Origin of the sequence: Streptosporangium sp. NPDC000239, from assembly GCF_040300765.1 — a bacterium.
GTDB lineage: Bacteria > Actinomycetota > Actinomycetes > Streptosporangiales > Streptosporangiaceae > Streptosporangium.
Genome location: NZ_JBEPEI010000024.1, coordinates 105,753 through 119,801, shown reverse-complemented (window position 1 = coordinate 119,801; position 14,049 = coordinate 105,753). Strand labels below are relative to the sequence as shown.

The 14,049-nt window shown below is 71.6% G+C and carries 13 protein-coding genes; 2 read left to right on the top strand and 11 right to left on the bottom strand.

Features of this window, described 5'->3' with window-relative positions; translation table 11 throughout:
* Window positions 1–645 (top strand): GntR family transcriptional regulator (locus ABT340_RS37780; RefSeq protein ID WP_352015722.1); only part of this gene is annotated, 645 nt, incomplete at its 5' end.
* A 116-nt stretch (window positions 646–761) separates the two neighbouring features.
* Here ABT340_RS37780 and ABT340_RS37775 read toward each other — a convergent pair.
* From ABT340_RS37775 to ABT340_RS37730, 10 genes are all read right to left on the bottom strand, one after another.
* Window positions 762–2,204: an aldehyde dehydrogenase family protein gene (locus tag ABT340_RS37775; RefSeq protein WP_352015721.1), complete on the bottom strand. Its 1,443-nt coding sequence runs from the start codon at window positions 2,202–2,204 to the stop codon at window positions 762–764.
* A gap of 20 nt (window positions 2,205–2,224) precedes the next feature.
* Window positions 2,225–3,289, bottom strand: coding sequence for an LLM class F420-dependent oxidoreductase (locus ABT340_RS37770; RefSeq protein WP_352015720.1), 1,065 nt, complete (start codon window positions 3,287–3,289; stop codon window positions 2,225–2,227).
* Between the two features lie 75 nt (window positions 3,290–3,364).
* Complete coding sequence (locus tag ABT340_RS37765; RefSeq protein ID WP_352015719.1) at window positions 3,365–4,162, bottom strand: enoyl-CoA hydratase/isomerase family protein; 798 nt, start codon at window positions 4,160–4,162, stop codon at window positions 3,365–3,367.
* 3 nt (window positions 4,163–4,165) lie between these two features.
* Complete coding sequence (locus tag ABT340_RS37760; protein ID WP_352015718.1) at window positions 4,166–5,143, bottom strand: alpha/beta fold hydrolase; 978 nt, start codon at window positions 5,141–5,143, stop codon at window positions 4,166–4,168.
* Window positions 5,144–5,238: 95 nt separating this feature from the next.
* Window positions 5,239–6,174, bottom strand: coding sequence for a phosphotriesterase family protein (locus ABT340_RS37755; RefSeq protein WP_352015717.1), 936 nt, complete (start codon window positions 6,172–6,174; stop codon window positions 5,239–5,241).
* On the bottom strand, window positions 6,159–7,028 hold the full coding sequence (locus ABT340_RS37750) for a MaoC/PaaZ C-terminal domain-containing protein (protein ID WP_352015716.1): 870 nt from the start codon (window positions 7,026–7,028) through the stop codon (window positions 6,159–6,161). The genes ABT340_RS37755 and ABT340_RS37750 overlap by 16 nt, the downstream gene beginning before the upstream one ends.
* Window positions 7,029–7,031: 3 nt before the next feature.
* Window positions 7,032–7,817 (bottom strand): citryl-CoA lyase, encoded by a 786-nt coding sequence (locus tag ABT340_RS37745; protein ID WP_352015715.1) that lies wholly within the window; start codon window positions 7,815–7,817, stop codon window positions 7,032–7,034.
* Window positions 7,818–7,881: 64 nt separating this feature from the next.
* The gene (locus ABT340_RS37740; protein WP_352015714.1) at window positions 7,882–8,802 is read right to left on the bottom strand and encodes an SDR family NAD(P)-dependent oxidoreductase; all 921 of its coding nucleotides are present in this window, start codon (window positions 8,800–8,802) and stop codon (window positions 7,882–7,884) included.
* A 19-nt stretch (window positions 8,803–8,821) separates the two neighbouring features.
* Entirely contained in the window at window positions 8,822–10,327 is a 1,506-nt protein-coding gene (gene tcuA, locus ABT340_RS37735; RefSeq protein ID WP_352015713.1) for an FAD-dependent tricarballylate dehydrogenase TcuA, read from the bottom strand.
* 241 nt (window positions 10,328–10,568) lie between these two features.
* Window positions 10,569–11,813: an MFS transporter gene (locus ABT340_RS37730; protein WP_352015712.1), complete on the bottom strand. Its 1,245-nt coding sequence runs from the start codon at window positions 11,811–11,813 to the stop codon at window positions 10,569–10,571.
* Between the two features lie 82 nt (window positions 11,814–11,895).
* Here ABT340_RS37730 and ABT340_RS37725 point away from each other — a divergent pair, with 82 nt between their 5' ends.
* Entirely contained in the window at window positions 11,896–12,516 is a 621-nt protein-coding gene (locus tag ABT340_RS37725) for a CGNR zinc finger domain-containing protein (protein WP_352015711.1), read from the top strand.
* On the opposite strand, the gene ABT340_RS37720 is transcribed toward ABT340_RS37725, so the two are convergent.
* Window positions 12,497–14,026: a GMC family oxidoreductase gene (locus ABT340_RS37720; RefSeq protein WP_352015710.1), complete on the bottom strand. Its 1,530-nt coding sequence runs from the start codon at window positions 14,024–14,026 to the stop codon at window positions 12,497–12,499. The genes ABT340_RS37725 and ABT340_RS37720 overlap by 20 nt on opposite strands.
* Window positions 14,027–14,049 lie beyond the last annotated feature (23 nt).

Below are 14,049 nucleotides of genomic sequence, written 5' to 3'. Positions count from 1 at the left end.
CTCGCCGAGCGGTTCGGTGTGTCCCGGACGCCGGTGCGTGACGCTCTGCAGCAGTTGAGCGTGGAGGGTCTGGTCACCATCACCCCGCGCGTCGGCGTCTTCGTCCGGGAGATCAGCCCGCAGGAGATCACCGACGTCTACCAGATCAAGACCGCGCTGGAACCCATGATGGCCGCGTGGGCCGCCGTACGCGGCACCGTGGAGCAGCGCAACGCCCTGCTGCTCTCGGTCGCCGATCTGGAACGGGCCGCCGAGGCCGAGGACGTCCCCGCGTACGTCCGCATGATCGAGGAGCGGCACGAGAAGATGCTGGCCATGGCCGGCAGCGGCGGGTTACGCGACGCCCTGGGCGTTCTCGACGGGCGCGTGCGCCTGCTGCGGTTCCGCAACCTCAGCCAGCCCGGCAGCCTCGCCGAGTCCGTCGCGGGACACCGCGCGGTCGCCGAGGCGATCGCCGCCGGCGACCCGCAGGCCGCGTACAACGCGATGCAGGCCCACAAGACACGTTCCACCGAGAAGGTCGAGGCGCTGATGCCGGCGACCGACAGCGACACACCGTCGATCACCCAGCTGGCGGCGGGCAGGCGCGGGACGACCCGGTCCACGCGCGGGCCCAGGAAGCGCCCGTCCGCGACCTCGATATAGGCCGTGTAGGCCAACGTCAGGCCGGGTGGGGCCCCCGATGTCCCTCGCTCACCAGGGGACGCCCACCCGAGATCACCGGCCCGGCCCGCCGTACGCGTCACGAGCGGTGGCCGTGCCTACCCGCCGCTCGCGCTCCTGCCGATCCTGACCGAGACGAACTTCGACTGGGTGTAGTGCCGCAGTGCCTCCACACCCTTCTCCCGGCCGTGGCCGCTGTTCTTGTGGCCGCCGAACGGGCCCTCGATCAGCCCGGCCGTCCACTCGTTGACGTAGACCTGTCCCACCTGCAGGGCGGCCGCGACGCGGTGGGCCCGGCCGAGGTCCGCCGTCCAGAGGCCCGCCGCGAGACCGTAGTCGGAGTCGTTGGCCTTGGCGACGGCGTCGGCCTCGTCGTCGAACGGGATGACCACCAGGACCGGGCCGAAGATCTCCTCGCGGGCGATCCGCATCTCGTTCGTCACCCCGGTGTAGATCGTCGGTTCGATCAACCACCCGTCGCCGGTGGCCCGCCCGCCGGTGACCAGCGTGGCGCCCTCCTCGCGCGCGACGTCGAAATAGGACAGCACCTTCTCGAACTGGTCCTTCGTCGTCTGCGAGCCGTAGTCCTCGCCCGGTTTCACCGCCCGCACCCGTTCGGCCAGCCGCGCCACGAACTCGTCGTGGATCTCGCGGGCCAGCAGCAGACGGGTGCCGTTCGAGCAGACCTGCCCGGCGTTCCCGACGAACGCCCTCGACGCGCCGGCGACGGCGGCGTCGAGGTCGGCGTCGGCGAACACGATGTTCGGCGACTTCCCGCCCAGTTCGAGCGTGACAGGGATGATCTTCTCGGCGGCGGTCCGGCCGACGATGCGACCGGCGCGCACCGAACCCGTGAACGCGACCTTCCGGACATGCGGATGCTCGACGATCGCGCTGCCCACGACGTCGCCCATGCCGGTCACCACGTTGAGCACCCCCGGCGGCAGCCCGGCCTCGGCGGCGATCCTCCCGAGCTCCAGCGTGGTCGACGACGTGAACTCCGACGGCTTGCAGACCACGGCGTTGCCGACCGCCAGCGCGGGCGCCACCGCCCTGGCCGCCTGGTTGAGCGGGACGTTCCACGGGGTGATGACCCCGACCACGCCGAACGGCTCGTGCCGCGTGTATCCGTGGTAGCCGTCGCCGAGATCGATGATCTCCCCCGTCGGCACGTTGACCAGGCCCGCGTAGAACTCGAAGAACGCCGCCGCGCCCCTGATCTCGACGTCCGCCTGCCGCAGCGGCTTGCCGGTCTCGGCGGCCTCCAGCTCGGCGAGCCGCTGCCGCTCACGCCGCAGCCCCGCCGCGATGGCCATCAGGACCCGGCCGCGGCGGATCGGCTTCTCCGCCGCCCACTTGGCGAAGGCGGCGTTCGCGGCGGCCACCGCCCGGTCGGCGTCCTCCCGGACACCCAACGGGATCTCGCACACGACCTCGTCCGTGCCGGGCCTGGTCGACGTGAGCCGCTCCCCGCCCGCCGACGGCGTCGGTTCGCCGTTGATCCAGTGCTCGTACCTCATCACCATTTGCGAATTCCTCACCGACCGAACGGTCATACGAATCAGGCGGGCTGCCCCTGCGCGGCGCCCGTGGTTGTGCGGAACACCTCGGCCAGCTTGAGCAGGTCGTCGACGCGCGCCCTGGCGATCAGGCTCGTCGCGACGCATCTGTTCCACTTCGTCTCCAGGTCGGCCCGGATCTTCTCCGGCGTCCCGACCAGCGCGACCGCCTCGACCATCTCGGTCGGCACCGCGGCCACCATGCCCTCGCGGTCCCGTTCGACGAACTTGGCCCGGATCTCCCGGCAGGGCTCCTCGAATCCGAGCCGCGCGATGGCGTTGAGGTGGAAGTTCATGTTCTCCGCCCCGTTCGCCCCGACCTGGTAGGCGATGAACGGGCGGATCCGGTCGGCGGCCGACTCCAGGTCCGGGCCGAACGCCACCGAGACCGCGGGTGCGATCTCGAAGTTCTCCGGCCGCCCGCCGGGCCTGCGGGCGAAGCCCAGCTCCAGCCGCTCCCGGTACCACTCGTCCGCGATGGGCGAGAAGTTCGTCGGCAGCCAGCCGTCGGCGATCTCGGCCGCCAGCGAGATGTTCATCGGCCCCTCGGCGCCCAGGCAGATCGGGATGTCCGTACGGCCGCCGCGCAGCGTGGACCGGATCGGGCGGCCGAGTCCCGACCCTCCCTCAGCGGGAAGCCGGTACGTCTTGCCCTCGTACGCGACGCGCTCCCCGGCGATGGTCGCGCGCATGATCGCGACGTACTCCCGGGTCCAGCCCAGCGGGCGTTCGAAGGGCATGCCGTACCACCCCTCGACGACCTGCGGCCCGGAGAGCCCGAGCCCGATCACGGCCCGCCCTTCGGACAGCTGGTCGAGGCTCATCGCGGCCATCGCCATCCCCGTCGGGGGGCGCGCCGCCATCTGGGCGATGTCGGTGCCGAGCCGCATCGTGCGCGTGTGCGAGCCCCACCAGGCCAGCGGCGTGAAACAGTCGGCGCCGAACGCCTCATAGGACCACGCCGACTCGTAGCCCGCGTCCTCGATCATCCGCACCGTCGCGGCGACGTCCCCCGGGTGCTCCGGGTCGGCCAGCCCGCCGATGGCGCATCCCAACCTTTCGATCATCGTGCATTCCTTTCGTCACCGGCCTCGTCACCGGCCCCGTCATTGGCCCCGTCATTGACTTCGTGATCGGCCCTGTCATCGGCCCCGGAAGTTCGCCCGCCGGCCCTCGCGCGCCGCGGCCAGCCCTTCGAGCCGGTCCGCGCTCGTGAGGAGCCGCTCGTACAGCTCGGCCTCCAGCGCGACCCCGTTGTCGATCTCCAACTGGGTGGACAGGTCGATGGCGCGCTTGGCCTGCGCGACCGCCAGCGGTGCCGCCGCGCTGATCTCGGCGGCGAGCGCGCCGACCGTGGTCTCAAGGTCGGCGGCGGGCACCGCGTGGTTCACCAGCCCCCACTGCCTGGCCTCGGCGCCGGTGAACCGGCGGCCGGTGAAGATCAGCTCCTTCGCCCTGGGGATGCCCACGAGCCGCGGGAGCAACTGCGTGCCGCCGCCCGCGGGCATGCTGCCGAGGGTCGTCTCGACGAGCCCCATGACGGCGTCCTCGGCGGCGACCACGAGGTCGCAGCTGAGCGCCAGCTCAAGGCCACCGCCCAGCGCGTAGCCGTGCACCTGCGCGATCACAGGTCGCGAGCAGTGGTACATCGCCGAGAACACCCGGGGGACGAGCCTGCGCCTGCGCCGCAGGTCGTCGTCCGTCATCTTGGCGCGTTCCGTCCGGTCCGCGCCGACGCTGAAGGCCCTGCCCCGCCCTCGCACCACGACGCACCGGATGTCCGCCCCATCCTCGATCTTCGCGAAGACCGCGAGCAGGCACCGGTACGTCGGCGTGTCGACCGCGTTGAGCACGTCGGGCCGGTCCAGCGTCACGGTCGCGACGTGACCCTCGATTCTCAGGTCCACGGGCTCCTCGGCCCCGATGCCTGCCGCTTCCATGGTCTACCGCCGGTGCTTACCGATGAACGACAGCACCGTCTTGTTGAACTCGCGGTAGGACTCCCAGTGCGGGGCGTGCCCCGCCTCGCTGAAGATCGCCACCTCGGCGTTCCTGACGTGGCCCGCCATCTCGCGCAGACGCGCCGGCGGGAGGTACAGGTCGCAGTCGCCGGTGAGCAGGAGCGTCGGCGTCCTGATCGACTCGATCGCCGGCCACGTCAGCGTGTTCTGCGGGGGCTGCTGCACGGTCGTGACCGGCAGCTTCGTGTGCTCGATCCACGTCGTCAGCGCCTGCGGCCGCGCGGCCCGGTAGGACGGGCCGAGCTCGCGGAACGTCTCGGGCAGTCCGAACCAGCCCTCCGGCAGGATCGCCGTGGTGACCTCGTTCCACGACGGCTCCTGGATCCCTCCCAGCGTCGCGCCCACCGTGCAGCTCAGCAGCCGGTCCGGGACCGACAGGCCGGCGTCGAACGCCGCGAACGCGCCCGCGGCCAGGCCGACCAGGTGGAACCTTCCGACGCCGAGCGCGTCCATCAGGGCCGTCAGGTCCCCGACCATCGTGCCGGGCCGCTCGGCGGGGCCGGCCTCAGAGCCGTGGTATCCCCGCCGCGAGTAGCTGATCACCCGGTAGCCCGCGGCGGCGAACACGGCCTGCTGGTAGCCCCACGAGCCGCCGTTGCCGGTGTGCGGGTGCATGAGCACCACGGTCTGGCCCCTGCCCGGACCCCTGCCTCCGGTGCCGGTGTCCCAGACCGCCAGCCGCACGTCGGGGATCTGTACCTGCTTCATGCCGGTCATCGCGGGCACCGGGTCCCACGACGTCTGCGCGGGCAGCACCTTCTCTCGCCCGCCCGGCTTCGAGCCGCGGGCCCTCTCCTCCGCCGCGAAGGCGGCCGACGGGGCGAGCGCGACGACGCCCGCCCCCGCCACCCCGGCGAGCAGGAGGCGTCGATCGATCGTCCGACCGGTCCTGTCGTTCATGGCATCCTCACACTTTCTCGGAACGTGACAGAACAGGCGCCAATGCATCCGGCAGGGTCGTCCCCGAACGTTCGAGCCGGGAGAAAAGGCGTTCCTCAGTTGCCGTCGGGACGGTGCCCGGCGAGCAGTTGCAACGGGTTCTCACTGAAGATCGTCTCCACGACGTCCTCGGGAACCCCGGCCGCGATCAGGTCGGGGCCGACCTGCCGCAGCACGTACGAATAACCCGGCCCACCACGGCGTTCGCGCATGCCCAGTACGCAGACGTCGTGGGAGAGCAGCAGGCTCTTTGCCCATCCGCGGCGGATCAGCTCCACCGCGTTCGCGATCCGCTGCTCCTGGAGCAGCGCGTCACCCGGGCCGTTGCCGTCGTACATCACCATCGCGCCGCGCTCGGCCAGCCGCTCGTGGTAGTCGACGTCCGGATATGTGTCACAGTGGCCGACCGCGACCCGGCTCAGGTCGCAGCCCTCGTCCTCAAGCACGTCGAGCTGCCAGGCGCCGACCTCGCTCTTGACCGCGTGCAGGATCAGCCCGAGCCCGGTCTCCTGCTGGGCTCGGGCGGCCGCGCGCAGCACCCGCTCCTCGACCCCGGAAACCCACTCACGGTCGGCGCCGATCTCGCCGATCACGCCCGGCCGTACGCCGCCCTCGCCCTCGAAGATGTCGATCAGCAGGCGGTCGGTCAGCTCGGCCGTGCTCAGCTTGTTCATGTCCTCTTCGTAGTAGGGCTCCCGGTACCACCCGCAGCCCATGACGATGTGCACGTCGGCACGTTCGGACACCGACCGGAGCACGGCGGGCTTACGGCCGAGCCCGCCGCTGGTGGCCTCGACGACGGATCCGCCGCCGAGTTCCTTGAAAACCTTCAGGTCCCGGACCGCCTCGTCCGGGTCGTTCAACGCGGCGAGACCCATCTGCCGTGTCACGCGGAACAGGTCGCACGCCACGTGCTCGTGCGGCAGGACGCGCCCGAGCTCGGACACCGGGACCGGTCCGCGTACCGTCTGCACCGTCAGTCGCTCAGCCACTGCCCATCCTCTCCTTCGTTTCTCTCGATCACCGCGCGGCCGACGGTGCTGACCCCGCCGTCAGCGGAGACGCCGTACAGCGTGAGGTGACGCGAGGGCCCGTCCCCGTCGCCGTCGTCCGCCCGGGCGAGCACGCGAAACGGCGCGCCGACCCGGTCCATCCCTCGGTAGGAGGCGCTCAGCTCCCGCACGAACGTCCCGTGTCCGCCCCACTGCACGGCGGCACGCGCCAGGTAGGCGAGCTTGAGCAGGCCGTGGGTGATCGTCCCCGGCAGACCTCTCGCCCGTGCGAACGCGTGGTCGTAGTGCACCTCGTAGAAGTCGTCGGTGGCCGCGGCGTACCGCACGACCTCGCGGCTGCTCGGGGTGACCTCGATGACCGGTACGGCGTCGGCGGGCGGCTCCGTGCGGTGCCCGGAACCGCCGCGACCCTGCCGGGCGCCCGTGCGGATCGTCGTGGTGGACGTGCGCGCGACCACGTCGTGCGTCATGCGGCGCCGGTACGTCGTCGCGAGCTGGTAGAACGTCAGGTCGCTGTCGCGGCCCGGCTTCGTGGTGACCGACTCGATCACCGTGCGCCGCTCCAGGATCTCCCCCGGCGTCACGGGCGCCTCCCACCGGCACCAGTTGCCGGCGTTGAGCCTGACCGGCGCGTCCGGGACGCCCATGGCGTCCGGGTCGGTCCGATGGGCCACCAGGAACGTCGGGGGCAGCAACGCCAGGCAGGGCACGTTTCCGTCCGCGTACGGCGGGCCGTACAGGCCTGTGATCTCCTGGAGCACCCGCGCCCGCCACTCGTCGCAGACGAAGATCTCCCACCCCGGTTCCGGCTGTGGCTCCACGGCCTCCGACACCGCTCACACCTCCGGTTCGATGCGGCTCGCGGTCCGCAGCGCGGCGCGCACCGCGGGGGCGAGGGGCGATTCGAGCTCCTCGCCGATGTGCGCGACCAGGCCCGCCGTACGGCTCATCAGGGCGAAACCGCGGTGCAGTCGCCAGGGCACACCCACCTCAAGCAGCAGCGCGGCGGCGGCGCCCGTCGCGTTGAGCGGCAGTGCCTTTCCGGTGAGCGCGGCGGCCAGCTCGACGACGAGCTCAAGGTGCTCGACGTGCCGCGCCGCGACCTTCTGGTCCCGCGCGACGTCGAGCAGCTTCCCGGCGCGCGGGTCGCCGTCGCGGTGCAGGCTGTGCCCGAGGCCGGGAATCCGCCCACCCGCGTCCACGATGGCGCGCAGCCGCGTCTCCACCGCGTCACGGGCCGCGGCGCCGTCGGCGACGTCGTCGGCGATGTCCGTGAGCAGGCGCCCGCAGCCCTCCATCGAACCGAGCAGTACGCTTCCCGCGCCGAGCAGACCGGCCGCGACGGCGCCCTGGATCGCCTCGGGAGCCGACCAGAACGTCAGCCGTGCGGCGAGCGCGCTGGGCGTCAGGCCGTGGTCGAGCAGGCTCACCAGCACCGCGTCGACCACCTTGGTCTCGGCGGGGGTCGGCCTGCGGCCGGTCACCGCGAGCAGCGCGACCTCGGTGTAGGTCAGCTCGCCGATCAGGTCGTCGACGAGATCCAGTCCGCGCACCTGCACGTGGTGCTCGTCCGCCGCTCCCACGGCGGTGCCGATCTCCAGCCGCACACTGCGCCCGCTCACCGCGACGTCTCCTCGACGCGCGTGGCGGCTGGATCGTGCGGGGAGCTCACTGTCGGCCGAGCGTTCATGTTCCGTCTCCCACTTCGAGGATGTCCGTGGTCTGGGGGTCGGACGCGGCCGGCGTCGGCAGCCCGAGCGCCGCGAACCGGCGCAGCGGCGTGACTCCGAGCCGCTGCCGGACCGCGCCGGTCACGTCGGAGTAGGTGAACTCGTCGGCCAGGCGCACGCTCTCCTGCTCCTGGGGAGGCTCCCACCGGGCGAGTTTGCGACCGGCCGCGGTGAAGGTCTGCCCGGTGATGTGGCGGTTGGCCGGGTCGAGCAGCGCGCGTACGAGTTCGGCGACCAGCTCGGGGCCCTGCCGCTCGGCGCCGGGCCTGCTGGCCTGCATCCGGTCGGTCAGTCGTGAGGTCATGCGCGTCGCCGCGGAGGGGACGACGCAGTTGACGTTGACGCCGTAGCGTCCCATCGCCAGCGCCGTGCTCTGGGCGAGGCCCACGATGCCCGCCTTGGCCGCCGCGTAGTTGGCCTGCGCCGGGCTGCCCTCCAGCCCCGCCGCCGAGCTCAGCAGCGCGATGCTTCCGCCGCGCTGGCGGCGCATCTGCTCCGTGGCGAAGCGCACGCAGTTGAACGTGCCCTTGAGGTGGACGGAGACGACCGAGTCCCACTCGTCCTCCGTCATGTTGAAGATCATGCGTTCGCGCAGGATGCCGTGGCAGGTGACAAGGCCGTCGAGCGAGCCGAACTCCTCGACCGCGCGCCTGACCAGGTCGGCCGCCGCGTCGAAGGAGACGACGTCGTGCTGGTGGGCCAGGGCGCGACCGCCCCGGGCCCGGATCACCTCGGCCACGGACTCCGCCACCTGCCCGTCCGGGTCGTGGCCGTCGACGGACACCCCCAGGTCGCTGACGACGACGCCGTAGCCCGCGGCGGCGAGGCACTTGGCCACCTCGGCTCCGATGCCCCCGCCCGCACCGGTGACGATCACTCCGCCCGGTACGGCCACCTCACACGCTCGCTGAGGACGTGGCGGAGCGGTCGAGCGCGCCCGAGGCCGCCGACCCTGCGATCCGCCCGAACACCGAGCCCGCCGTGAGCCCGCTGCCCCCCGGGTAGTTGAAGTAGAAGATCCCGCCGACGATCTCCCCGCAGGCGTACAGCCCGGGAATGGGCTCGCCGGTGACGTCGATCACGCGCGCCGACGTGTCGATCCTCAGGCCGCCGAAGGTGAACGTGATTCCGCACGTCACCGCGTAGGCCTCGTACGGCGGCGAATCGAGGGTGTTGGCCCAGTTCGACTTCGGCACCGCCAGCCCGGAGGTGCCCCGCCCGTCCTTGACGTTGGGGTTGAAGGGGACCGACTGGTCGACCGCCGCGTTGTACTCGCCGACCGTCCGCAGGAACCGCTCCTCGTCGATGCCGTCCATCCGCCGGACGAGCTCCTCCAGGGTCGGTGCCACGATCTTCGTGACCTGCCGGATCCGGTACTCGTCACGCAGCAGGTGGTTCACCTTGCTGTCGAAGACCTGCCAGGCGATCTGCCCCGGCTGCCGCAGGACCTCCTGGCCGTACTTCGCGTAGGTGTAGTTCCGGAAGTCCGCGCCCTCGTCGACGAACCGCTCGCCGCGGCTGTTGACGATGATCCCGAAGGGGTAGCTGTGCTTCTGGAACCCGTCGCCGACCACGCGGTCGCCGAACGCGGGCGCGTTGCTGTCCCAGCCGACCGCGTGGCAGCCCGACCAGTTGCCCCACGACATGGCGCCGATGTCCATCGCCATGCGGTGTCCGTCGCCGACGTCGAACTGGGTGCCGCGGACCTTGGCGAACTCCCACCCCGGCCCCAGGTAGCGGGTGCGCCACTCCGCGTTGGCCTGGAATCCGCCGCAGGCCAGCACGACGGCGTCGGCGGAGATCGTCCGGATCTCCCCGCCCGCCCGGACCACGACGCCGGTCACCTTGCCGCCGTCCTCGGTGAGGCCGATGGCGCGGTGGCCGTAGAACACCTTGCCGCCCGCCGACTCGAACGCGTCGAACAGCGAGTCGACGAGCCCGGGACCGCCTCCGTTGGCCTCCAGCGTCAGGCCGCCCCAGAAGGTGAACTTCCCGTCCACCTGGAACGCCTGCCTGCCGTAGATCGGCAGGAACCGCACTCCCTTGTCGCGCATCCACTTCAACGTGTCGAAGCTGCGTGTCACGAGCAGTTCGACCAGGTCGGGGTCGCAGCGGTACTGCGTGACCCGGGCCATGTCGTCGAAGAACTGCTCCTTCGAGTAGCTGCCGAAGTCGGTCTTCGCGAGCTGCTCCTCCGACAGGTCGGGGACGAGCTGGACGATCTCCTCCCTGCCGTCGTAGGCGAAGCGCATGGCCCCCGCGGTGAATCCGGAGTTCCCACCACGCTCGGACTCCGGGGCGGCCTCGAGCAGTGTCACCTCGGCCCCACCCTCAAGGGCGGCCAACGCGCTACACAAGCCGGCGTTACCGCCGCCGATGACAACAACTCGACTCTGACCCATGCCTACCCCTCTCCTTGCATGTGCAACGTAAACTCTAATATATCAGATGTCAACGCTCCAGCAAGGAGGCCAGGGTGGGCCCCAGGACGCCGCCCACCCGGCGGCGGACGGGAGCCCCTACCCGCCCAAATGACAGAAGGCCCAGGTCATCGACCTGGGCCTTGCTTGTTTCCCGCTCCGCACGCTCGGACTCGACCGGTTCCCCGCCGACGTCACCCGCGTCCGTTCACCGGCGGGACGGTCAACGGGTGGCGGCATCCGCCTGCGGTGCGGGCTCGGGTGTGACAACGGCGCGGGCGCGGCCGGTGAAGAGGCTGCGGGCCAGCGCGAGTACGGCGAGCACGGCCACCAGCAGGCAGACGCCGCCCCAGCCGAGGCCGGAGTAGGCGCGGACCCCGAGCCAGGAGCCGATGCTGCCGCCGAGAAAGGCGCAGGTCATGTAAGCGGTGTTGAGGCGGCTGCGGACCTCGGAGCGCAGGGCGAAGATGCGCGCCTGGTTGGCGACCTGGCCGGACTGCATGGCCACGTCGAGCAGCAGCATGCCGACCGTGACGCCGACCAGCCCGGCGGGACCGCCAAGACCGCCCAGGGTCAGCAGGGCGGCGGCCGCGATGACGCCCACCATGCAGACCAGATTGACCGGGTTGGGCCCGTGACGGTCGACCAGCCGCCCGGCGATCGGGGTTGAGAACATGCTGGCGGCCCCGACCAGGGCGATCAGCCCGACCGCGGAGGCGCCGAGATGGTAGGGCCCGGTGATCAGCAGGGCCAGGCTGGTCCAGGCCGCGGTGAAGCCCGCGAAGATCAGCGCCTGGTAGAGGCACGAGCGGCGCAGGTCCGGCTCGGTGCGCATCAGGCGCAGCGCGGTGCCGATCAGGGCGGGGTAGCGCTCGCGTGACGACGGGGTCGTGGTGGGTACGGCGAACGCCAGGATCACCGCGAGCAGGATGACGACCGCGGCGGCGACCAGGTAGGGGGCGCGCCAGCCGAGCCACTGGCCGAGGCCACCGCCGAAGGTCCGGGCCAGCAGGATGCCGCCGATGAGCCCGCTCAGCAGCGTGCCGGTCACCGCGCCGCGTCGCTGCTCGGGGACCAGCCCGGCCGTCATCGGGATGATGATCTGCGGGACGACCGTCGCGGCACCGATCAGGACGCTCGCGGCCACCAGGACCGGCAGCGTGGTGGCGAGACCGGCGACCAGTGAACCGAGCCCGGCGATGGACAGCAGCGTGACGATCAGTTTCCGGTGCATCAGCCGGTCGCCCAGGGGGACCAGCAGGAAGATGCCGGCCGCGTAGCCGAACTGCGCGGCGGTCACGACCGTGGCGGCCGTGTCGGGAGACACGTTCAGGTCGGCGGCGACGAGGGGGCTGATGGCCTGTGGAAAGTAGATGTTCGCGACGCCGACACCGCAGGACAGGGCGAGCAGGAGGATCATCCTGCGCCCCGGCGCGGCGGCCCCTGACCGGGGCATGTCGATGGGCATGAAGGTCCTCTCTGACCTAGAACCAGTTTGACCGGTTCCAAAAACGGTACCAGTTAAACCGGTTCGCAAGTAGGGTTGATTCATGACGCCAGCGCCGAGCTTCCGATCCGGATCAGGCCGGTTGTGCCTGGACTTCATCCGTACGCTGCGGCATCGCGGTACGGCCCGGCCCGAGGAGGAACTGCCGGACCCGGCGGCGCTGGCTGCGTGGGTGGGCCGGTTCGGCCCCTGGGAGTCGGTGCCCGAGGCCGCGGCGGTGGGTCACGACGCCCAGGCGAGACAGCTGCGGGAGGCGATCCACACGCTGGTCGCGGCGGCGCGTGAACCGGTGGAGGGCGGTACGGCCCTCACCGCGGCCCTCACCGCGGCCCTCTCCACGGCCCTCTCCACAGCCGGGGACACCGTGAACCGGATCGCCGCGCTCCCGGTCCCGGCGCCCCAGCTCGACGGCTCGGGCCGGTTGCGATGGCTGGCCGCCGCCCCTGTCCCCGCGGTCCTCGCGCTCATCGCCAGGGACGCCGTGGACCTGGTCACCGGCCCCTCCATCGACCGTGTCCACGAGTGCGCCGACCCCGACTGCCACGCCCTGTTCCTCGACTCCTCACGGCCCGGCACCCGCCGCTGGTGCTCGATGAACACGTGCGGCAACAGGGCCAAGAAGCAGACGCTGCGGGGCCGGAGCGTCAGCCGTCCTGAAGGATGAGCTCACTCGCGCGTTCGGCCAGCATGGTGACCGGGGCGTGGGTGTGCGCCCGTACGATGCTGGGCATCGCCGAGGCGTCCACCACACGCAGGCCGGAGGCGCCTCGCACGCGGAAGCCCGGGTCCACGACCGACAGCGGATCGGCCCCCATCCGGCAGGTGCTCACCAGGTGGTGGATGCTCAGCCCGGTCCGCCGGATGTACGCGGCGATGTCCGCGTCGTCGGTGGCCAGCGCGCCCGGGGTCAACGGCTCTCCGCGCCAGCGCGCGTAGTCCGGCCTGTCGAGGATCCGGTGGGCCTGGCGCACGCCCGCGATGGCCGTCCGCAGGTCCGTGCCGCCCGGGTCGGACAGGTAGCGGGGGTCGACGACCGGCGCGTCGTGCGGGTCGGCCGAGCGCAGCTCGACGCTTCCCCGGCTGGCGGGACGCAGCACGATGACACCCAGCGCCAGGCCGTCCCCGGCGGCCGACTCGTGCTCGCCGAAGGGAGTCGTCAGGTGGACGATCTCGACGTCCGGGGCCGTCAGCTCGGGGCGGGTGCGCAGGAAGAGCAGTGCCTCGGAGATGATCGAGTTCAGGGATCCGGTCCGCTCCTTGAGGTAGAGCCGCATGTCCTCCAGGTCCGCGGCGGCGCCGGGAGACTCGAACCCGCGAGCGGCGAAGGCGAGGGGAACCACCAGGTGGTCGGTCAGATCGCGGCCGACTCCGGGGGCGTCCACCCGTACCGGGATGCCGTGCGCGGCCAGCTGCCCGGCCGGGCCGATCCCCGACAGCATGAGCAGGTGCGGGCTCCCCACCGCTCCGGCGGCGAGGATCACCTCGCGGCCGGCGCTGATCTGGAGGCTCCCGTTCTCCGTCTCCACCTCGACGCCGGTCGCCCGGGTCCCGTCCATGAGCACCCTGCGCACCAGGCCGCCGGTGACCAGGGTGAGGTTCGGCCGCTCGCCCGGCTCGCGGAGATAGCCGTCCGCCGAGCTCCAGCGGAGGCCGTCCCGGTGGGTGGCGCGGGCGAGGATGTACCCGTCCTGCCTCTCGGCGGCCGGCTGGTACCCGAGCTGGGCGCAGGCGCTGAGGAAGTCGGCGGTCGGGGGGACGGGATGATGCATCCCCGCCAGCCGGATCCTCTCCTCGGCCCGATCGAAGTACGGCAGCAGGTCCGTGTGCGCCCATCCGTCGAGCCCGGCCGCCGCCCAGCCGTCGTAGTCCGCCGGGTGGCCACGGGTCCACAGTTGCGCGTTGATCACGGAGGAACCGCCAAGGGCCTTACCACGGGGAATGGGAATGGTACGGCCGTCCAGCCCGGTCTGCGGCACCGTGGTGAAACCCCAGTCGAGCGCGCTGCCGAACATTCTGGGGAACAGCACGGGAACCTGGATCTCGGGGTGCTCTTCGGGCCTGGGGCCTCCGGCCTCCACGAGCACCACGCTGATGCGCGGGTCGGCACTCAGCCGGTGCGCGAGGACACACCCCGCGGAACCGGCCCCGACGATCACGTAGTCGGCGGTTTGCACGATGTCGTTCTCCACTTCTCTAA

Coding starts and splice junctions, on each gene's coding strand:
- ABT340_RS37765 (WP_352015719.1), bottom strand. CDS start 4,162: ATGGAAGCGGCAGGCATCGGGGCCGAGGAGCCCGTGGACCTGAGAATC.
- ABT340_RS37725 (WP_352015711.1), top strand. CDS start 11,896: ATGACGCCAGCGCCGAGCTTCCGATCCGGATCAGGCCGGTTGTGCCTG.
- tcuA (WP_352015713.1), bottom strand. CDS start 10,327: ATGGGTCAGAGTCGAGTTGTTGTCATCGGCGGCGGTAACGCCGGCTTG.
- ABT340_RS37760 (WP_352015718.1), bottom strand. CDS start 5,143: ATGAACGACAGGACCGGTCGGACGATCGATCGACGCCTCCTGCTCGCC.
- ABT340_RS37770 (WP_352015720.1), bottom strand. CDS start 3,289: ATGATCGAAAGGTTGGGATGCGCCATCGGCGGGCTGGCCGACCCGGAG.
- ABT340_RS37730 (WP_352015712.1), bottom strand. CDS start 11,813: ATGCCCATCGACATGCCCCGGTCAGGGGCCGCCGCGCCGGGGCGCAGG.